18 protein-coding genes and 1 tRNA gene are annotated in these 20526 nt (G+C 64.6%); 8 read left to right on the top strand and 11 right to left on the bottom strand.

The genetic code is table 11. The annotated features are described in order from the left end of the window. The first annotated feature begins 31 nt into the window (after positions 1–31). Both serA and IVB48_RS24635 read left to right on the top strand, forming a co-directional pair. Positions 32–1621: a phosphoglycerate dehydrogenase gene (gene serA / locus IVB48_RS24640; protein WP_247403793.1), complete on the top strand. Its 1590-nt coding sequence runs from the start codon at positions 32–34 to the stop codon at positions 1619–1621. Between the two features lie 152 nt (positions 1622–1773). Further along, a complete protein-coding gene (locus tag IVB48_RS24635) occupies positions 1774–2946 on the top strand; it encodes an acetyl-CoA C-acyltransferase (protein WP_247403790.1) in 1173 nt (390 codons plus the stop codon). Between the two features lie 90 nt (positions 2947–3036). On the opposite strand, the gene IVB48_RS24630 is transcribed toward IVB48_RS24635, so the two are convergent. Both IVB48_RS24630 and IVB48_RS24625 read right to left on the bottom strand, forming a co-directional pair. Then, a complete protein-coding gene (locus IVB48_RS24630) occupies positions 3037–4185 on the bottom strand; it encodes an AI-2E family transporter (protein WP_247403787.1) in 1149 nt (382 codons plus the stop codon). A 244-nt stretch (positions 4186–4429) separates the two neighbouring features. Further along, on the bottom strand, positions 4430–7870 hold the full coding sequence (locus IVB48_RS24625; protein ID WP_247403784.1) for a PAS domain-containing protein: 3441 nt from the start codon (positions 7868–7870) through the stop codon (positions 4430–4432). A gap of 513 nt (positions 7871–8383) precedes the next feature. Here IVB48_RS24625 and IVB48_RS24620 point away from each other — a divergent pair. The 3 genes from IVB48_RS24620 (at position 8384) to tenA (ending at position 9954) form a co-directional block, all read left to right on the top strand. Next, a complete protein-coding gene (locus tag IVB48_RS24620) occupies positions 8384–8818 on the top strand; it encodes a phasin (RefSeq protein WP_247358007.1) in 435 nt (144 codons plus the stop codon). 193 nt (positions 8819–9011) lie between these two features. Further along, positions 9012–9088, top strand: a tRNA-His gene (locus tag IVB48_RS24615). A 191-nt stretch (positions 9089–9279) separates the two neighbouring features. Then, a complete protein-coding gene (tenA, locus tag IVB48_RS24610) occupies positions 9280–9954 on the top strand; it encodes a thiaminase II (RefSeq protein WP_247403781.1) in 675 nt (224 codons plus the stop codon). A 289-nt stretch (positions 9955–10243) separates the two neighbouring features. On the opposite strand, the gene IVB48_RS24605 is transcribed toward tenA, so the two are convergent. The 3 genes from IVB48_RS24605 to IVB48_RS24595 are packed head-to-tail and all read right to left on the bottom strand — an operon-like array spanning position 10244 to position 13281. Then, positions 10244–11182, bottom strand: coding sequence for an AEC family transporter (locus IVB48_RS24605; RefSeq protein WP_247403778.1), 939 nt, complete (start codon positions 11180–11182; stop codon positions 10244–10246). A gap of 6 nt (positions 11183–11188) precedes the next feature. Beyond that, positions 11189–12112: a CoA ester lyase gene (locus IVB48_RS24600; protein ID WP_247403775.1), complete on the bottom strand. Its 924-nt coding sequence runs from the start codon at positions 12110–12112 to the stop codon at positions 11189–11191. Between the two features lie 2 nt (positions 12113–12114). Further along, positions 12115–13281 (bottom strand): CaiB/BaiF CoA-transferase family protein, encoded by a 1167-nt coding sequence (locus tag IVB48_RS24595; RefSeq protein WP_247403772.1) that lies wholly within the window; start codon positions 13279–13281, stop codon positions 12115–12117. Positions 13282–13602: 321 nt separating this feature from the next. On the opposite strand from IVB48_RS24595, the gene IVB48_RS24590 reads away from it, so the two are divergent. Beyond that, complete coding sequence (locus IVB48_RS24590) at positions 13603–13965, top strand: hypothetical protein (RefSeq protein WP_027565324.1); 363 nt, start codon at positions 13603–13605, stop codon at positions 13963–13965. A 374-nt stretch (positions 13966–14339) separates the two neighbouring features. Next, entirely contained in the window at positions 14340–15017 is a 678-nt protein-coding gene (locus IVB48_RS24585; RefSeq protein ID WP_007596685.1) for a ParA family protein, read from the top strand. Between the two features lie 131 nt (positions 15018–15148). On the opposite strand, the gene IVB48_RS24580 is transcribed toward IVB48_RS24585, so the two are convergent. The 5 genes from IVB48_RS24580 to trxB all read right to left on the bottom strand — a co-directional run bounded on the left by IVB48_RS24580 (position 15149) and on the right by trxB (position 19015). Next, a complete protein-coding gene (locus IVB48_RS24580) occupies positions 15149–15328 on the bottom strand; it encodes a hypothetical protein (RefSeq protein ID WP_247403769.1) in 180 nt (59 codons plus the stop codon). Between the two features lie 96 nt (positions 15329–15424). Then, positions 15425–15571 (bottom strand): hypothetical protein, encoded by a 147-nt coding sequence (locus IVB48_RS24575; protein ID WP_166517545.1) that lies wholly within the window; start codon positions 15569–15571, stop codon positions 15425–15427. 178 nt (positions 15572–15749) lie between these two features. After that, entirely contained in the window at positions 15750–16658 is a 909-nt protein-coding gene (locus IVB48_RS24570) for a 4-hydroxy-tetrahydrodipicolinate synthase (RefSeq protein ID WP_247403766.1), read from the bottom strand. A 462-nt stretch (positions 16659–17120) separates the two neighbouring features. Then, a complete protein-coding gene (locus IVB48_RS24565) occupies positions 17121–18044 on the bottom strand; it encodes a LysR family transcriptional regulator (RefSeq protein WP_007614700.1) in 924 nt (307 codons plus the stop codon). A gap of 5 nt (positions 18045–18049) precedes the next feature. Then, positions 18050–19015, bottom strand: a complete 966-nt coding sequence (trxB, locus tag IVB48_RS24560) for a thioredoxin-disulfide reductase (RefSeq protein ID WP_247403763.1) — start codon at positions 19013–19015, stop codon at positions 18050–18052. 265 nt (positions 19016–19280) lie between these two features. Here trxB and IVB48_RS24555 point away from each other — a divergent pair, with 265 nt between their 5' ends. After that, positions 19281–19760, top strand: a complete 480-nt coding sequence (locus IVB48_RS24555) for an Lrp/AsnC family transcriptional regulator (protein WP_007596676.1) — start codon at positions 19281–19283, stop codon at positions 19758–19760. Positions 19761–19849: 89 nt separating this feature from the next. On the opposite strand, the gene greA is transcribed toward IVB48_RS24555, so the two are convergent. Next, positions 19850–20323, bottom strand: coding sequence for a transcription elongation factor GreA (gene greA, locus IVB48_RS24550; RefSeq protein ID WP_007596674.1), 474 nt, complete (start codon positions 20321–20323; stop codon positions 19850–19852). Positions 20324–20526 lie beyond the last annotated feature (203 nt).

Below are 20526 nucleotides of genomic sequence, written 5' to 3'. Positions count from 1 at the left end.
TCAGATTTATCGACCATCAGGGATCTTTCCCATGACCAAACCCAAAGTTCTCATTTCCGACGCTCTCTCTCCCGCCGCCGTTCAGATCTTCAAGGACCGCGGTGTCGAGGTCGACTTCCAGCCCAATCTCGGCAAGGACAAGGACAAGCTCGCCGAGATCATCGGCAATTACGACGGCCTCGCGATCCGCTCGGCGACCAAGGCGACCGCGAAGATCCTCGAGAAGGCGACCAATCTCAAGGTGATCGGCCGCGCCGGCATCGGCGTCGACAACGTCGAGATTCCCGCCGCCACGGCCAAGGGCATCATCGTGATGAACACGCCGTTCGGCAATTCGATCACGACCGCCGAGCACGCCATCACCCTGATGCTGGCGCTGGCGCGCGAAATTCCGCAGGCGGACGCTTCGACCCAGGCCGGCAAGTGGGAAAAGAACCGCTTCATGGGCGTCGAGATCACCGGCAAGGTGCTCGGCGTCGTCGGCTGCGGCAACATCGGCTCGATCGTCGCCGACCGCGCGCTCGGCCTGCGCATGAAGGTGATTGCGTTCGATCCGTTCCTGTCGCCGGAGCGCGCCAGGGACATCGGCGTCGAGAAGGTCGAGCTCGACGACCTGCTTAAGCGCGCCGACTTCATCACGCTGCATACGCCGCTCACCGAGAAGACCAAGAACATCATCGACGCAGCCGCGATCGCCAAGATGAAGAAGGGCGTGCGCCTGATCAACTGCGCCCGCGGCGGCCTCGTCGACGAGCAGGCCGTGGTCCACGCTTTGAATTCCAAGCACATCGCAGGCGCCGCCTTCGACGTCTTTGTCGAGGAGCCCGCCACCGCGAACGTGCTGTTCGGTCATCCCAACGTGATCTGCACGCCGCATCTCGGCGCGTCCACCACGGAAGCGCAGGAGAACGTCGCGCTTCAGGTCGCCGAGCAGATGTCGGATTACCTGCTCACCGGCGCGATCTCGAATGCCGTCAACTTCCCCTCGATCACGGCGGAAGAGGCGCCGAAGCTGAAGCCGTTCATCGCGCTCGCCGAAAAGCTCGGCTCGTTCGCGGGTCAGCTCACCGAGAGCGGCATCCTCAAGGTGGAGATCACTTATGAGGGCCACGTCGCCGAGATGAAGATCAAGGCGATCACCTCCGCCGTGCTGTCCGGCCTGCTGCGGCCGATGCTGGGCGAGGTCAACGTCGTCTCCGCGCCCGTCGTCGCCAAGGAGCGCGGCATGGTGGTGGACGAGATCGTCCGCGCCGCCCAGAGCGACTATGAAAGCCTGATCACCGTCACCGTCACCACCGAGCGGCAGGAGCGGTCGGTCTCGGGCACGGTCTATGCCGACGGCAAGCCGCGCCTGGTCGACATCAAGGGCATCCGCGTCGACGCCGAATTTGGCAAGTCGATGATCTACGTGACCAACGAGGACAAGCCGGGCTTCATCGGCAAGTTCGCGAGCCTGCTCGGCGATGCCAAGATCAACATCGCGACCTTCCATCTCGGCCGCGTCGCGCCGGGCTCCGATGCCATCGCGCTGATCGAGGTCGACGGCGCGGTGCCGGCCGATCTGCTCGCCAAGGTGCAGGCCCTGCCGCAGGTCAAGCAGGTCAAGGCGCTGACGTTCTGATACGCCGACATATTCCGACGCGCGGAACAACGCCGCCCTCTCGCGAGGGCGGCGTTTTTATTTCTCCCGCGACCGCTGCACTTTGTGTACCAATGGCGCCGAGAAGACGTCGACCGACGCTCCGTTCAAATCGTTCGAAAAGGGAGAAGACAATGCGTGAAGCCGTCATCGTTTCCTATGCACGCACGGGCCTCGCGAAATCCGGCCGCGGCGGGTTCAACATCACCCCGCCGATGTCGCTCGCGGCCCACGCCATTCACCACGCGGTCGACCGCGCCGGCGTCGAGAAGGACTATGTCGAGGATTGCTATCTCGGCAATTGCGCCCATGGCGCGCCGAACATCGGCCGCCAGGCCGCGCTGCTGGCGGGAATGCCGAAATCGACCGGGGGCGTCTCGGTGAACCGGTTCTGCTCGTCCGGTCTCCAGACCATTGCGATGGCCGCCAACTCGATCCGCTCGGACGGTTCCGACTGCATCGTCGCAGGCGGGGTCGAGAGCATCTCGATGCCGGGCGGCGGCACTCCGAAAGAATCGATCGATCCCGAGCTGCTCAAGACGGCGCCGGCGATCTTCATGGCGATGATCGACACCGCCGATATCGTCGCCGAGCGCTACAATCTCAGCCGTGAATATCAGGACGAATATTCGCTGGAGTCGCAGCGCCGCATGGCCGCCGCGCAGCAGGCGGGCAAGTTCAAGGACGAGATCGTCCCGATGAAGACCAAGATGAAAGTGGTCGACAAGGCGACCAAGGCCGAGTCGATCGTCGACTACGTCGTCGACCGCGACGAGTGCAACCGGCCCGAGACCACGCTGGAAGGTCTCGCCAAGCTCGAGCCCGTCAGGGGCCCCGGCAAGTTCGTCACGGCGGGCAACGCCAGCCAATTGTCGGACGGTTCCGCGGCCGTGGTGCTGATGGAAGCCAAGGACGCGGAGAAGCGCGGCCTCAATCCCATGGGCCGCTTCGTCGCCTGGGCGGCCGCGGGGTGCGAGCCGGACGAGATGGGCATCGGCCCGATCTTTGCCGTGCCGAAGCTGTTGAAGCGTCACGGCCTGAAGATCGACGACATCGATCTTTGGGAGCTCAACGAAGCCTTCGCCAGCCAGTGCCTCTATTCGCGCGACAAGCTCGGCATCGATCCCGCCAAGTACAACGTCAACGGCGGCTCGATCGCGATCGGCCATCCCTTCGGCATGACCGGCGCGCGCCTCACCGGCCACATCCTCCAGGAAGGCAAGCGCCGCAAGGCCAAGTGGGGCGTCGTGACGATGTGCATCGGCGGTGGCCAGGGCGGCGCGGGACTGTTCGAGATCTATAGCTGAGGCGATCGCCTCATTGAATGCGAAGGGCACGGCGCCGCAAACGCCGTGCCTTTTGCTTTCTGGCGTGCTTGGGGATACGCCCGCGGCAACTCAACCGTTCTTCTCGATTGCGACAGGTCGGAACACCCATTCCCGCCAGACCACCAGCAAGGCTGACATGATCACCGGGCCTAAAAACAAGCCCAGGAGGCCGAAGGCAGCCAGGCCTCCAAAGATCCCGACGAACGCGAACAGAAACGGTAGCCGCGCCGAGTCGCCGACCAGGGTCGGCCATACGAAATGATCGCCGGCCAACATGACGATCGCGCCCCAGAAGAAGACGCCCGCGGCTGCGAAGCCGCTGCCTCCGCCGGAGATCAGGACCAGCGCCGCGGCGGTGAAGGCCAGCCAGGCGCCGAACGGAAGCATGGCGAAGGCCGTGGTCAGGATCGTGAATACGATGGCATGCGGCACGCCCGCGACGAAATAGGCGACGCCGATCAATAATCCCTCGCCCGCGGCGACCAGCACCGTGCCGTTCACCGTGCCGCGGATCGCATCGACCATTTGCTCGGCGAGACCCTCTCCCGCCTCGCCGAAAAGTCGATCGCAGGTTTCCAGCACGCGGCCCGAGATCGACCGGCCGTTGCGCAGCAGGACGAACAAGGCCACTAGCGAAAAGAACAGAAGAAACAGGCGGTGAAGCAGCTGTCCGCCGAACGTTCGAAACAGTTCCGATGCGTTGTCTGCATTGACGCTTTTCAGCCATGCGGTCGCGGCTTTGGGATCGGAAAGATTGCTGCGCCACCACTGCTCCATGCTCCCTGCGGCGATCGGAAGCCGCGCGAGCCAATCGGGCACTTCGATCCCGCTCTCTCCGGCCTGTTTCATCCAGCCCACGAGCAGATCGCCTTGTTGCGCGATCTGATAGACGGCAAGCGACATCGGCGTAAACAGGATGAGGGCGACGACGAGCGTGAAGACCAGCGGGGCCAGGCTGGACCGGCCGGAGCTCACGCGTGCCGCAAACTTGGTGTAGAGCGGCCACAGGCTGGTTGCGAGAATCGCGGCCCAGATCAATGCGGGGAGAAATCCCGCCGCCGTCCACAACGCCAGTGCGACGAGCGCGAGGGCAAGCACGACCCGTGCGTTCATGCGTGCGCCCGCACCCGTGGGCAGCGGCTTTCGCTCGGTCGTGTTCGGGCCGCCTTCGCTCCGCACGGCGTCGCTCCGCTTGGGCGAACGCTGCTTCGGTGCCACGGATTTCGCTCGTTCGGCCATTTGAGATCACTGGGGTGCGGGAGCTGCAGTGTCGAACTGATCAGCAGGAGAAACGCTGGGTCCCGGCTTCAAGCCGCAACAAGGGGCTTCAGTTCCGCCCGGGAAGAAGTTGCAGTGAGGTGGCGCCCTTCGTCGGGCGCGGCTCGGCCGAAGCCGCCCGGCACGAGGCCGCCCGCAGCGTGGCCGCGGGCGTGCACCGCGGGCAGGAAATCGCGTTCGCCGCTTACGCCTGCGCCAGCGCCGGTGCGAACACCACCTCGATCAGCGAGCCGGAGTTCGCCGCGCTCTTGATGTTGAAGCGGGCGCGGTTGGCTTCGACCAGGGCCTTGGTCAGCGACAGGCTCAGCGCCGAATTGTCCTCGGCATCGCCGGGCGGCGGGGTGCGGAACGGCTCCATCGCGGCGGCGACTTCGCGCTCGCTGAGGCCGTGGCCGGTGTCGCGGATGCGAAGTGCGACCTCGCCGCGGTCGGTGAGTGCGGTGGAGACGATGACCTGGCCGCCGGCGCTGGCGAGCCGGATCGAGTTCGAGATCAGGTTCATGGTGATCTGCCGCATCGCGCGCGCATCCGCGCTCACCTGCGGCAGCGCATGGCCGAGCGAGGTGCGGATGATGATGCGCTCGCGATTGGCCTGCGGCTGCATCACCACCACGCAGGCCTCGACGAGGTCGTTGAGGTTGAGGTTGGCGAAGTTGAGGTCGAGCTTGCCGGTCTCGATCCGCGACAGCTCCAGCAGGTCGTCGATGATGGCGATGACGCGCTCACCGGAGGCGCGGATGTCCTTCATGTACTCGCCGTAGCGCTCGTTGCCGAGCGTGCCGAAGCGCTCCGAGATCATCACCTCCGAGAAGCCGATGATGGCGTTGAGCGGCGTGCGGATCTCGTGGCTGATCCGCGCCAGCATGTCGGCCTTGGCGTTCGCCGTGCCTTCGACGAGGCGTCGCGCCTGCGTCAACTCGCTCTCGCCCTGCTTGCTGTGCGAGAGGTCGCGGAACACGGCGAAGAAGTTCGGGCCGTCGGGCCTGGTGCGGCCCATGATCATGGCGAGCGGAATGACGCCGCCCTTCTTCTCGCGCCCCAGCACCTCGCGGCCGTGGTCGAGCAGGCTCGCGATGTCCTGGCTCTTGAGGTTTTCGAGATAGTCGATGACGACATGCTGGCTCTCCGGCGCGAACAGCGTCACCAGATTCTGCTGCATCAGCGTCTCGCCGTCATAGCCGAACAGCGCCTCGGCGCTGCGGTTGCAGGCGTGGATGTTGCCTTCGGCATCGAACATGACGATGCCCTCGGCCGTGGTGTCGAGGATCGCAGCGAGATCTTCCGCGGCCGCCTCGCCGGCGTCGGGCTCGGGCGCGGTGGGCAAGATCTCGGGGACAATGGTCTCGGCGGCGACGGTCTCGGCGGCGACGGTCTCGGCGATGACGGACGCAGCGGGTGCTGCCTGCGGCAACGCGCAGATCAGCGCGTGCGCGCTCTCGCCGTCCCAGTCGATCGCGTGCAGATGCGCCTCGGTGGTCGGCAGCGGCGCTTCGCCATTGGCGAGCGTCGCGCTGATCGTGACAGGCGTGCCTGCTTGCGATGTGCTGCTGGCCGCGGACACGCCCGGCTCGACATAGAGCGCGTCCAGCCCGCCGGCGTTCTCCAGTGCGCTCAGGCTGGCATAGCCCATGCGCGCGAGAAACGCCGGGTTGGCGTAGAGCAGGCGGTCGAGCCGATAGATCAGGATGCCGGTCGGCAGCAGGTCGAGCAGCGCGCGGTCGCGCATGCTGTGGCCGTGCGCGGGCGGCGCGGGCTCGCTCAGCCATTCGGCCGGCGCGTGCGGTGTCTCAGGCTCCGGCGTCGGCGCCTCGGGCGTGATCTCGGCATCCGGCGGTTCGGCCGATGCCGCGATGGTTTCCTTGTCGCGTTCGAGGCGCTCGGACAATTGCCGGGCGAGCTCGTTGAACGCGCTGTTCTCGACCGGCGTCAGCGTCGGCGATCGCGTGTCGCCGGGCGCGCGGAACGGCAGGACATTGGGAGGCGTTTCCACTGGCGTTTCCGGATCGGTTGGATGTGAATTCGCGTCGGTTGTGGGTTCGGGCAGTTCGGCTTCAGGCTCAGGCTCAGGCTCAGGCTCAGGCTCAGGCTCAGGCTCAGGTGCGGGCGGCTCGATCGGCGGAGGCGGCGGCGCCTCCAGCACTGGCTGGGGCTCGGGTTCAGGCTCCGGCTCGACCACATCGGCGGACAGGCTTTGCGGCGCCGCCGGTTCGGCCAACAGCTCGAAACGCCTGAGCGCATCGAGCCGGTTGAGGCCGTCGAGATCGCGGCAGACGCCAAAACCCCTGAAGCCCGCGAAGTTGCGTTCGCCGTCATAAACCGGAAGTCCGGCAAGCTCGACCGGCAGATGCTCGCCGCCGTCGGCTGGCCAGTTCACGGTGATCCCAGCCCAGGTGTCCTTGCTCGCAAGCGCCTGCGCCACGCGGCTTTCAGGATCGAGCGCGAATGCATCGGCGATCTCGCGCCAGGAGCGGCCGAAGCCGGCGGCCGTGTGCGGACCGATCAGGTGGATGAATTCGTCTGACAGAAGCACAAAGCGGCTCTCTGCATCCATCTTCCAGAGGAGGCGCAGCGGATGCTGACGCGGTGCGGGCGGCTCTTCATGGCCCGACGGCGGCTCGACCATGCCTGTTACGGTCGGCGCGGCCTGCGGCGACACCATGGCCTCGGCCGAGTTTTCAACCGGAGTCTTCGGTTCGACCTCGGCAGGCACGGCTTCGGCCGCTTCCTCGACGGCCTGCTGAATCGTCACGATCTCTGTTGCCGGCGCATCGAGCGGCTCGGCAAAGGCGTCGAACAGCGCGATTTCGGATGGCGCCTCATGCGACGGCGCTGCTTGCACATGCTCTGGCACGGGGGCGGGAGCAGGGGGCGGCGCAGGCTCAGGCCGAGCGACGTCTTCGCGCGCGACCTCTTCAGCTGCCTCGGCTTTAACGTCGTCAGTCGCAGGCGCCGCCTGCTGCGCGGCAGGCTCGATCAGCGCGACCAGGCCGACATCGGCGCCGCTGCCGACCCGCTGCAGCACCATCTGGCCGATGCCGATCGGCGTCTCGGCGCGGCCCTGGCGAAGCGCATCGCTGCGCGCCTGTTCGAGGCCGCCCTCGGTGAGATCGCGGAAGCCGAGCAGGGTGCGGGCGGTTTCGCTGGCGCCGACGAACAGGCCGTCGGGCGCGAACGCCGCCATCGGCGTCTTGGCGCCGTCGACGAGACGAAGCAGGCGTTCGACCAGGGGCATGGTGCGCAAGCCCGGGTCCATCGCGGTGACGAGCACGGCAGATCCTTGGAAGAATTGGCCGCCATCGGCGAAGTCGAGCCGGGCACAGGCGCAGGTCATCAGCGTGCCGAGCCGCGCCCCGAAGCCGCGCAGCCGTTCGAGCCGGATTGCGCCGTTCGCAGGCAGCCGGCCGGCCAGCCGGATGATCTGGCGGCGGTGGCTGTCGGTGGGCCCGAAGATCTTCTCCGCCAGCGCCGTGGCATTGGCCGCGCCGAACAGCCTTGCGCCGACCGGATTGGCCCAGAGCACGCGCGTGCCGTCGATCGACCAGAGCCAGACTGGCAGCGGCGAGGTCGCGTGCACGGCCAGCCGGGGATCGCCCACGCCTCGCAACTGGAAATCCGAACTCGTCATCCGACCGGCTTCGCGTCCCACTTGTGCGCACAGGCTGCCGGAATGACAGCCTTAAGAAAGGGTTAGTATCGCCCGCAGCCGCGGGCAGGTCCACGGCCCCAGCCTACGGGGCAAGGCCTAAAGCCGCGATAACCTTAATGTGGCGAGGCCCGCAAGCCGTAGCCCGGTCGCATCCCCATCCTTCAGATGCCGCGTCGGGCAGCACCTATGCCGCCCAGCCAATCCGCGCAGCGGTCGTCTCCAGGACAAGGCGGGTGCTCAGAGGCCACCCGATTACCTCAACCACCGGTTCCCCAGCCCGGGAACCTCATCCTCGCCGCGATTAAATTTGCGCAATGCATCCCAAAACCCGTTGCGCTGCACAATGTTGACATTTTAGGCAGGCATGGTCCTCGCGCTGGGCGAGCCATCATTCGTTTTATGTTTCCAGTCTTCGCTTCCGTCACCCAATTGGCCGGCGGGCGCGGCCGAAAAGGCTCACTCCGTTTTTCCATTTAGTGTGAGGGATACCCCATGACAGGTACGACTGATCCATTCTCCGCCTCCGTCATTCCGTTCGAAGTTCCGGAGCAGATGCGTGCGTTCGCCGAAAAGGGCGTGTCGCAGGCCCGCGAGAGCTATGCCAAGTTCAAGGACGCCGCCGAAACCCACAACGGCACGGTCGAGGCCGTGTTCGCGTCCGCCCACAAGGGCGTCAGCGAATACACCGCCAAGCTGATGGAGTTCGCGAAGGCCAACACCAAGGCCCATCTCGACTTCACCCAGGAGCTGTTCAGCGTGAAGGCGCCGCAGGATGCGTTCGCGCTGTGGACCAACCATTCCAGGACGCAGCTCGAGACCTTCCAGGCCCAGGCCCGGGAGCTCGCCGAGATCACCCAGCGCGCGGCCACTGCCGCCGCCGAGCCGATCAAGGCCTCTGCCGCGAAGCTCTACACGCCTGCCGCCTGAGCGGATCGGCTGTTGAGATTAAGAAACCCGGGCCTAGAGCCCGGGTTTTGCTTTGGAAATAACGTTGTCCGAGGCGCGATTTCAGGGTTTTGCGGCCTTGCCAAAAACGGCCGTTGCACCTAGTTTCCGCCCCGTCCAGCCCCCCTTAGGTCACGGCCCGTTCAGGGCGCCCAGAGGCGCGGCTCGCAAGGATGCAGTTGTAGCTCAGTTGGTTAGAGCGCCTGTCTGTGGAACAGGAGGTCGGTGGTTCGAGCCCACCCAACTGTACCAGCGCAGTTAAATTCTCCTGCGTATCCGGCATCTTACTGATAGACCTGACGTATTTGCGCCGCCTAAAATACAAAAGGCGTCACAAATGGCATTGCGGATGGTTGCGTTAGGTCGGGCTTCTAATGGTCGATGGTTTGCCCGTAAGGGTACCCTAGAGCGCGGATGACTGACCAAGCCAGGCGAAAAAGATCGTGAGTTTCTTCGAGCGTCTCAAGACAGCAGCATCCGTTGAGTGGCGGGCCTACACCGAGCATCCCTTCACGAACGGATTGGCAGACGGCTCGCTGCCCGAAGCGGCGTTCCGTCACTACCTCGTTCAGGACTATTTGTTCCTCATCGAGTTTGCGCGCGCCTACGCGCTCGCGGTTTACAAGTCGCCCAGGCTTGCCGACATGCGTGAAGCAGCGGCCGGCCTTTCGGCCATCCTCGATGTCGAGATGAACCTGCATGTGAAGCTCTGTGCCGATTGGGGTCTGTCCCCGACCGACCTTGAACAAGCCCCTCCGGCGGCCGAGATGCTGGCCTATACACGCTATGTGCTCGACGCGGGCATGCGCGGCGACCTGCTGGCACTCAAGGTCGCGCTTGCCCCCTGCGTGATCGGGTACGCGGAGATCGCAACGCGGCTCGCCTCGCTCCCCCTCGCGGACGCTGCGACGAACGCCTACCGCGTCTGGATCGCCGAGTACGCCGGCGCGCCGTACCAGGAGGTCGCTGCCAAGGCGCGGGCCCACATGGAGCATCTCGCCGATCTCTACGCCACGCCGGCCCGCGAGGCAGAGCTGATCGCGATCTTCAAGGAAGCCACCCGCCTCGAGGCGGACTTCTGGGAGATGGCCTGGCGCGAGCGCCAGCGGGTTCAATAGCTCTTTCGGCAGTCAGGATGGGGGCGAGGGCTCAGCACGCCACGACGCAGGATCGGTCGCTTTCGTTCCCCCATTTCAGGAGAAATCGGCATCAAGCAAGGCCGAACCTTTTCATGACCTGGAGTGTTTGTACCTGCGGCAGGGCTGACAACGCTGAGGAGCCAAGACATGAACGGAATTATCTATCTGGTCGGACTCGTCGTCGTGATTGGTGCGGTGCTCTCGTTTGTGGGCCTGCGCTGATTGGATATTCGGGAGGTGGTGCGGCGCGCTCCAAGCCTCTGACACCTCACCTCGCCACCACCCACACCACCACCGGCAATGTCACCGCCGCCAGCAGCGTGCCCAGCGCCACCGCGCCCGACACCGGGTTCACCAGCCGCTGGTACTGAACCGCGAAGATGTACGCGTTGGCGCCGGTCGGCATTGCCGCGAACAGCACGACGACGCCGGCCGCGACCGGCGGCAGATGCAACAGCTTGGCGAGCACGAAGGCGGCCGCCGGCATCGCCAGCAGCTTGAGCGCGGACATGACGGCAATGCCGAGTTTCTCGCCCTTGACCTCGAAACGAAAAAGATTGATGCCAAGCGCGATCAGCGCGGCCGGCGATCCCGCCTGCGCCAGCAGCTCGATGGTCCGGTCGACGACGGGATTGAGACCGAGGCCGGTAAAACGCCAGACGACGCCAAAACCGATCCCCAGCATTAGCGGATTGCGCGCGAGATCCGCGAGCACGGGACGGATCACCGCCAGAGGCGAGCCGGCTTGCTTGCGGTTGACCAGCTCCATCTGCAGGATGCCGCAGAGCCAGAGCAGCGGCGTGTTCACCGACAGGATCAGCGCCATCGGCCCCGCCGCTTCGTTGCCCAGCGCCGAGAGCGTCAAGGGAATGCCGAGCATCACGATGTTGCCGTAGACCGAGCCGATCGCGAACACGACGCCGTCCTCGCGGTCTTCGTGCCGCGCGCGCAGCAGGGCCGACAGCGCCAGCGCCGCGAGCCAGGTGATGGCCAGCGCGCCATAATAGGCGCCCCACATCCTGTAGGGACTGACATCGGGGAATTCCGACACCACGATGGTGCGGAACAGCAGCGCGGGAATCGCAATGCTGAAAGCGAATTCGGAGATGCCCTTGTGCGCGCTCTCGCTGACGAAGCGAAACAGCACCGCGGCATAGCCGGCCGCGATCAGCGCGAATACCGGCGCGACGATCAGCACGGTGGCCATGCGCCGCTACGATCCCATCTCGATGATCCGGCGCGCCATGCGGACATTGGCATAGTCGATCATCTTGCCGTCGAGCGTCACCGCGCCCTGGCCCTGCGCCTCGGCCTGCTCCATGGCCGCGACCACCCGCCGCGCGTGCGCCAGCTCAGTGTCGGACGGGACGAACGCCCGCAGCGTCGGTTCGATCTGGTCGGGATGGATCACCTGCTTGCCGTCAAAACCCATCGCCGCGGCCTTGAGCGCGCTGCTTTCCGTCAGTCTGGCATCCCGGAACGCGCCGCACGGGCCGTCGATCGCGCGCAGGCCGAACGCGCGCGCGGCCACCAGCAGGCGCATCATCGGGTAGGCGAAGAGATCGAGCGGGGCGGAGGCATAGCCGCTCTGGGCGGAGCCCACGTGGCGGTAGCCGTCCGGCGATGCGCCGATTTCCGAGGAGCGGGCGCCGATCGAGGCGGCGAAATCGCCGACACCGAGATGAAGCGCGCCGACACTTTGGTGCGCGGCGGCGAGCGCGTCGACATTGACGAGACCAAGGGCCGTCTCGATCAGCAGGTCGAGCGTCACAGGCGAGGGGCGAGCGGGCGCGGCCGCGCGCAGCTGATCGGCAATGGCGGCGATGTCGCTCGCGCGCTCCGCCTTCGGCACGATCACCGAATCCAGCCTGGGCAGCGCAGCGAGCTTGCGGATTTCCTGCGCGATGAAGGGGCTGTCGACGGCGTTGATCCTGACCGCGACGACCTTGCTGCCCCAATCCAGCGCGGACAGCGCCCCTGCAGCTTCCTCCAGTGCCATGCTCTTCTCTGACGGCGGCACCGCGTCCTCGAGGTCCATGAACACCGCATCCGCCGCCGAGGCAGCCGCCTTGGCGACGAGACGGGAGCGATGCGCGGGAACGGCCAGATAGACCCGCGTCGGCCGTTGAGGGGCCATCGTCATGTCTCCTTTGCGAGACCGAGTTCGCGCAGGATGGATGGGTTGTGCTGCCCGACGCCGGGGACCGGATCCATCCGGGGCGACAGGCCCGGAATGGTGAGCGCGGGCAGGAAGCTCATCACCGGTCCGCACGGAGAGCCAACCGTTTGCACCCGGTCACGGGAGCGGAGCTGTTCGTGCTCCAGGAAAGCCTCGACCGAATTCAGATGCGCGTTGGCAATCGAGGCCTCGTCGAGCAGCCGTAGCACCTGTTCAGTGGTCATCGCCGCAAAACGCTGCTCGATATGGACTTGCAGATCGTCCCTGTTCTGCATGCGCAGCGGATTGGTGCGGAAGCGGGGATGGTCGGCAAAGGCGGCCTCGCCAAGCACAATGGCGCACAGCGATCGCCATTCCCGGTCGTTCTGGATGCCGAAGAAGATCGTGTTGCGGTCGCCGACGCGGAACGGGCCATACGGCGCTATCGTTGCGTGCCTTGCCCCGGTGCGCGGCAGCGGCCGGCCGGTACTCTGCGTGTAGAAGGCGGGATAGCTCATCCAGTCCGTGATGGAATCGAACAGCGAGGCCTGGAAGGCGGTGCCCTTGCCGGTCCGCTCGCGGCGATACAGCGCCATCAACACGCCGTTGAGGATGTACATGCCGGTGGCGATATCGACCACGGAAAGTCCGACCTTGGCGGGCTCCGCCTCGGTGCCGTTGATGGCGAGGACGCCGGCCTCGCACTGGACCAGGAGATCGTAGGCCTTCTTGTTGCTGTAGGGTCCGCCCGCACCATAGCCCGACACGTCGCAGGCGATGATCCGGGGAAACTTCCTTAGCAGCGATGCGGCATCGAGGCCCAGCCGCTCCGCCGCGCCCGGCGCCAGGTTCTGGATGAAGACGTCGGCCTGCGGCAGCAAGGCCTCGAGCACCTTCTGGCCCTCAGGGCTCTTGATGTCGATGGCGAGGCTTTCCTTCGACCTGTTGGTCCAGACGAACTGGCTCGACATCCCGTTCATCACGTGATCGTAGTCGCGGCAGAAATCGCCATCGCCCGGCCGCTCGATCTTGATGACGCGTGCGCCCCAGTCCGCAAGATGCCGGCTGGCAAGAGGAGCCGCAATCGCCTGCTCGAGCGAGACCACCGTCACCCCCGACAGCGGCAGCTCCGCCTCATTTCGCTCCATGCAATCGTCTCCGCTCCCGCTCACGCTTTCGACCAGCGCAGGAGACAAGCCGACCACCCCACGCACGTTCTGTGATGATGGCATCATGCCCCTGTTTTGCCCGATGAGTCAAATCGATTTCGTAAAATCCGCAAATCGCGATCCGCAAAGTTCAATGCCAACATGGACTTGGCTACTGTGCATGGGGTTGTTTTCGCGGTTTTTGTTTTAGGGGGCCCTGTTGCCGAGACCGCACACGTCCCGGCTTTCGCATCTCGCCTCGGTTGCCAACGAACCCCCGTTCACCCACTATCGTCTCCGACTCGACATTTGGGGGGATCGATGCCGGCGTTCCGTTTCAAGAAATCTTTCGCTGCCGCGATCACGGGGATGGCCCTGGCCGTCCTGATCCACCCGGGTGAAGGCTTCGCCTACTCCCAGGAGGAGCAGCAGGCCTGCACGCCCGATGCGATGCGGCTGTGCGGCGACTTCGTTCCGAACGTCGACGCCATCACCGCCTGCATGATCCAGAAGAAGTCGCAGCTCTCGCCGCAGTGCCGTGCGTTCTTCCGGCCGGGACCGGAGCCGGGCATGGCGGCCGCGCCCCGCGCCGGCAAGCCGACCAGCATCGCGCCCAAGAGCTCGGCCCGGACGGCGAAGAAGAGCACCAAGCCGGCCAAGAAGAAGAAAGCCAGCGAAGGCTGAGCGCGAGCACGACGTTCCCTTTTTGAAACTCGATCATGCCCGGGCCACAGCGCGGGCATCAGCCCCACACCAGCCACCGGACTCGTTTTGTTCGCCTTCGCGTGCGGATGCTTGCGACAATTACGACCGCGCGGGGATGGAAACGAGTCGCGGAACGGTTTGCCCGGCGAGGTTGCATTCCGTTTTTTCCCGCCGCACTGCTCAAAAAACGCACGATTGCTGGCGTGAGGCCGTCGTCGCACGCAGCAGTGTGACTCAAAAGCCAACGCGCTTTGTTATTTCATGGCGCCAGCATAACTTATGATAAATTTTTCTTTCCCGAATCACCGCGGTGATTCATTTTCGCTGCCTGGGGTCAATCTGGAGGCAGAGGTATGAACGTTATTGTTTTTGCATCGCGTAAAGGTGGCTCGGGCAAGAGTACGCTGGCCGCGCATCTTGCCGCGCAGATCAAGGCGACCAAGCCGATCCTGCTCGTCGATGCGGATCCGCAAGGCTCGCTCACGCTGTGGCACAAGCTGCGTGGCACCAACGAGCCGCCGATCAAGTCCGCGGTGAACTCGGTCAGCGGCATCGTCTCCGCTGCCAAGCGCGACGGTTATGAATGGGTGTTGATCGACACGCCGCCGAACCTGTCGGCGGTCGTCGACGACGCCATCCGCAATGCCACCATGGTGGTGATTCCCGCCCGTCCCGGCGTGTTCGACGTCAACGCGGTGCAGGAAACCATCCAGATGTGCCGTGCGGCGCGCAAGCCCTACGCGGTCGTGCTCAACGGTGCGCCGGCGCGCCGCGATGAGTCCGAAAGCCCGATCGTCACCATCGCCCGCGAGGCGCTGGCGAAGTTCCGTGCTCCGGTGTGGGGCGGCCAGATCACCAACCGTTCGGATCTGCTGATGGCGTTGAGCCACGGCGAGGGCGCGCGGGAATATCAGGCCGAGAGTCGTGCGGCTCAGGAAATCGCAAGGCTGTGGGCGGCGATCGAACGTTCGGTGAAGGCTATTCGCGGCACGGCGTCGGCATCCGGCGCAATGCACAAGCAGGCGGCGTAATTTTTCATAAATCATTCCCCGGACGAAAAACGCGCGGACCTCCGCGCGTTTTGCGTTTCTGGGCGAGCACGATCCGGAAAAGTGTGAAGCGGTTTTCCGATAAGATCGTGCTCTAAAGAGTGGCTGGAAAGTTATGCCACCATCAGCATGTAGAACACGATCACCGGCGACAAAGTGAGGATCACCGACCAGATGCCGGCGGCCCAGAGAATGTCCTCGGTGGTGAAGCCCTGCTGTTCGACGTCGTAATGCGACGCCATTTCGTTATGACTATTCACAAACGCCCCCGCGATTTCTTCGCTTATGGGCATGAACGCTACACGGGATGTTTTAAAAATCCGGGCCGCAATCTCGCGCGCTTTCGAACATAGGTGCTACCACGGATTAACCATCCGGACGCGCTTGCGTCAGGCCAGCCAGACCCGAAACACCAGCACCGGCATCAGGCCGAGCATCACCGCCCAGAAACCGAACGACGACACCACAACAATTCCCCGCAAGAAATCAGCGGACGCGAACATGTCTGCCGCCGTCGGGCGGATGCGTTGCCCCATGATCATTCCCCCATTTGAAAGACTTTGAATGAAGACGATAGGCGCGATTGCGTAAACGAGCCGTGGACGCGCCATGTGGCAGCAGCGAAGGCCGTTGGGGCGCGGTTAACCACGCGCTCCGCTCTCCCACTCCCTCTCCTCGTTCTTACGGGGAGAGGGTGGGGTGAGCGGCTGTCAGCTACGCCGCGACTTGCATGCGTCGCTCGATCTCGCGGTCGAGCTGGACGGTGAGTTCGCCGCCGACCTCCACCATCGGCAGGCGCACTTCGGGGCTGTCGATCAGGCCCGTGCGCCACAGCCAGTACTTCGCCGGCGCAGGACTGGGCTCGGTGAACAACAGGCGCGTCAGGTCCGCGATCGCCTGCCAGCGCGCCAGCGCCGCATCGTGATTGCCGCGCTTCAGCTCGGCATGGACGGCCGCAAACGTCGCGGTCTCGAGGTGGGCTGACAGCACGATGCCGCCGTCGGCACCGTCGCTGAGCGCCTCGAAATAATTCGCATCCTCGCCGGTCAGCACGCGAAAGTCCGCGGGCCTGTCGCGCAGCAACGCGATGGATTGCTCGCGGCTCGCGCCGCAATCCTTCAGGCCGATGATGTTCGGATGCCCGGCAAGCCGCAGCAGCGTCTGGTTGGTGATGTTGACCGAGGTGCGATAGGGGATGTTGTAGAGCGCGAGTGGCCAGGCGGCGTGATCGGCGAGCGCCTCGAAATGCGCCAGCAACCCGCGCTGCGACGGCCGCACATAATACGGGCTCGCGATCAGATAGCCATCGATCGGCCAGTCCGCGGTCGCGTCGAGACGCTCCTTCAGCCGCGACGTGTCCGCGCCTGAAAGTCCAAGGCAGATCGGAATCTTGCTGTGGCCGATGGCCAGCTCGTCGCGCACGATGGCGACGAGGCGTTCGAGCTCGGCGCCGCGTAGCGTCATGCCTTCACCGGAGGTCGCCCCCAGGATGAAGCCGTCGACGGCCTGTCCGCTGTAATGCCGTGTCAGCCGCCGCAGCGACCTCTCGTCGAGGGCGCCGTCGCGAAACGGCGTCACCAGCGGCAGCCAGAGCCCGTGCAATTGTTCCTGTAGTCCGGTCATGTTCCATCTCCTTCTCGGGAAAAATCCTGAGACGGGGCACATGAAAAAACCCCGTCCAGGCGGCGGGGTTTTCGAAGTTTCGGCTCGCGATGACGAAGGCTGTTAGCGCGCGCAAAAATCCGAGGTCCCCAGATGGGGGCCTTTTTTCGAGGCGACTGCCTGCGACGAGATTGCGCACGACTTCGTGATCATTCGCAAATGATGCGGGGTAAGCATGGAACTGTCAATACACGCGGAGGGCGATGGCCGGATCCGCAAAAAAAAAGCCGGGCTCGATCGAGCCCGGCTTAAGGTATTGGCCACGTGAGGCCGACACAATCACCTTCCAAGAGGGATTACTGAACTCCCGCGCCACTGGAGGAGGGGGACAAATGCGCAACGCGAAGGCTCAGCGTGAAGAGATTATGGGCTAGCTTCGCGCCATGCATCAAGCGTCCAAGCCGCATGTCAGACATGCGGAAATCAGGACGGCCAGCGCTGCGCCTTGCTCACCACGAAGTCGCGGAACACTTGCACGCGCGCGACCGTCTTCAGCTCTTCCGGATAAACAAAATACGTGTCGAGCTGGATCGAATCCGATTCGCCGAACAGCTGCACGAGGCGGCTCTGTTCTTCGATCAGATAGTCTGGCAACGCGGCGATGCCGAGACCCTGCTGACAGGCGCGGACGAGGCCGAGAATGTTGTTGACCCTGAAATAGGCTTCGCGCGGACCCGAGCCGTTGCGCCCCGCTTCGACCAGCCAGTTGCGGTTCTGAAGATGCGGCGCGAAGTTGCCGTCGGAGAGCGTGATGATGCGGTGGGAGTCGAGCTCCTCCAGCGTGCGCGGCGTGCCGAAGCGCTTGATGTAATCGGGCGAGCAATACGCGTGGAAGCCCATCGCGAACAGCTTGCGCTGGATGAGATCCGGCTGCGTCGGCTTGCGAGTGCGGATCGCGACGTCGGCCTCACGCATTGACAGGTCGAGCTCCTCGTCGGTGACGATCAGCGAGATCCGGATCTCCGGATAGAGCGCGGTGAATTCGCCCAGCCGGGGGATCAGCCAGTTGATGCCGACGCCGGGCGTGGTGGTGATCTTGAGATCGCCGCTCGGCCGCTCGCGGCTGTCGGTCAGCTTCGCGCGCGCCGCCTGCAGCTGCATGAACACGTCATGGGCGGTGCGGAACAGGAGGTCGCCCTGTTCGGTGAGGATCAGGCCGCGGGCGTGGCGGTGGAACAGCGAGACCGAGAGCTCCTGCTCCAGTGCCGAGACCTGGCGTGACACTGCCGATTGCGACAGGCCGAGCTGCTCGCCCGCGTGCGTGAAGCTGCCCGCTTCCGCCGCGGCGTGAAACACCTTCAGCTTGTCCCAGTCCATATCCGTAAATCCGTCGCGTGTTCTTGCCATGATGTCTATTCCGCTGCCGCGCGCTCGCTGGCGCGCAGGGCCAAAAATCGTTCCGCCTCGAGCGCCGCCATGCAGCCGAGGCCGGCCGCCGTCACCGCTTGACGATAGGTCTCGTCGGCGACGTCGCCGGCGGCGAACAGTCCGGGCACCGAGGTGGCGGTCGAGTTCGGGGCGACCTCGACATAGCCCGACGGTTTCAGCTTGATCTGTCCGGCTACGAGCTCGGTCGCCGGGGCATGCCCGATGGCGACGAAGACGCCGTCGGTCGGCACATCGGTCAACGCGCCGGACTTGACGTTCTTCAGTCGCACATGGGTGACCTTGTTCGGGTTCTCGGTACCGCAGATCTCGTCGACGGCCGAGTCCCAGATCACCTTGATCTTCGGGTGCTTGAACAGGCGCTCCTGCAGGATGCGTTCGGCGCGGAAGTGATCGCGACGATGCACGATGGTGACCTGCGAGGCGTGGTTGGTGAGGTAAAGCGCTTCCTCGACCGCCGTATTGCCGCCGCCGACCACCACGACTTGCTTGTTGCGGTAGAAGAAGCCGTCACAGGTGGCACAGGCCGACACGCCGCCGCCCTGGAATTTCGCTTCGGACGGCAGCCCGAGCCAGCGCGCCTGGGCGCCGGTGGCGAGAATGACGGTGTCGGCGAGATAGACATCACCGCTATCGCAGGTCAGGCGAAAGGGGCGTTGCGAGGTGTCGAGCTTGGTCACCAGATCGGTCTTGATCTGGGTGCCCACATGCAGCGCCTGCTTCTCCATCTGCTCCATCAACCAGGGGCCTTGGATCACGTCGGCGAAGCCCGGATAGTTCTCGACGTCGGTGGTGATGGTGAGCTGGCCGCCCGCCTGGATGCCCTGGATCAGGATCGGCTCAAGCATCGCGCGCGCGGCGTAGATCGCCGCTGTGTAGCCGGCGGGGCCGGAGCCGATGATGATGACCTTTGCATGGACAGCGGCGGACATTTCGACAGATGCCTTTCACGGGGGACTGCAGCGCGGGCGCGGAACGTGCCGGGAGGCCTCGCGGAGGCGCTGAAATATCAGAGGTAATCTAAGCCTTCTGGTGAGCTATGCAAGAATTGCATTCCCTGTCGGCGGATTTTTCCAACAGGGAACAAAAGTCGATTGCGCTGCACGCGCAATAAAATTGCGCCGAGTGCGTGGTCTGCGCTATGAGGATTGCGACAGAGCCACCAATACCGCCGGAAAGGCCAGGAGTTCCAATCACGTGTCGCGGAACCTAGACGAGATCGACCTGAAAATTCTCACCGAGATTCAGGCCGACGGTCGAATCACGAATGTCGAGCTGGCCAAGCGCGTCGGCATTTCGCCACCGCCCTGCCTGCGCCGAGTCCGGGCGCTGGAGGAGGAGGGGTATATCCATGGCTATCGCGGGCTCTTGGACGCGCGCAAGCTCGGCTTCGACGTCACGGTGTTTGCCGCAGTGCACCTCTCCAGCCAGGCCGAGGCGGATTTGCGCGCCTTCGAGGAGTTCGTCCGCGCCGAGCCGCTGGTGCGCGAGTGCTGGATGCTGTCGGGCGAAGTCGATTTCATCCTGAAATGCGTCGCACCCGACATGGCCACCTTCCAGGATTTCGTCACCCATTTGACCGCCGCCCCGCACGTCCGCAACGTGCGGACCTCGCTGGTGCTGCACAATTCGAAATACGAGGCGGCCGTGCCGCTCGACGTGAGGGGACGAAGGTAGCGTCTCCTCCGTCATTGCGAGCAACACGCAGATACAGAAAAGGCCGCGCAGTGCGCGGCCTTTTTCAAATCACACGCAACGGCAAATCGTTACCGCCACTCCACCTTGGTAATCTCATAAGCCTTGGCGCCGCCGGGTGCGTTGACCTCGACGGTTGAACCCTTCTTCTTGCCGATCAGCGCGCGCGCGAGCGGCGAGGTGATGGAGATGCGGCCCTTCTTGGCGTCGGCCTCGACCTCGCCGACGATCTGCCACACCGTCTTCTTTTCGGTGTCCTCGTCGACCAGTGTCACGGTCGCGCCGAACTTGATGGTGTCGCCGGACAGCTTCGAGATGTCGATGATGTCGGCGCGCGCGAGCTTGTCCTCGAGCTCGGCGATGCGGCCTTCATTGTGGGACTGCTCTTCCTTCGCGGCGTGGTATTCCGCGTTCTCCGACAGGTCTCCGTGCGAGCGCGCCTCGGCGATATGCTCGATGATCCGCGGACGGTCCTCCGACTGGCGCTTCTTCAGTTCTTCCCCGAGCGCGGCAAAGCCGCCCGCAGTCATCGGTACCTTTTCCATCTCTTCTCTCGTCCTTCGGTCGCGCGCGCCCTGACATGTCAACGCGCACGCAACTTGATTCGTCAGTCTGTCCGGGGGCTCAACGCGCGTGCCGCCGAACGTTCATATGGGCTTGGCGCCGGAACAGAACAACCATATGGCCGGACAGTTCCTCCGGCCATAGTGGCTTCATCGCCAATCACTTAGCGGAAGGTTGGGCCTCC

The sequence above is a fragment of the Bradyrhizobium sp. 76 genome (assembly GCF_023073025.1).
GTDB lineage: Bacteria > Pseudomonadota > Alphaproteobacteria > Rhizobiales > Xanthobacteraceae > Bradyrhizobium.
This window is presented reverse-complemented; position numbering and strand designations above follow the sequence as displayed.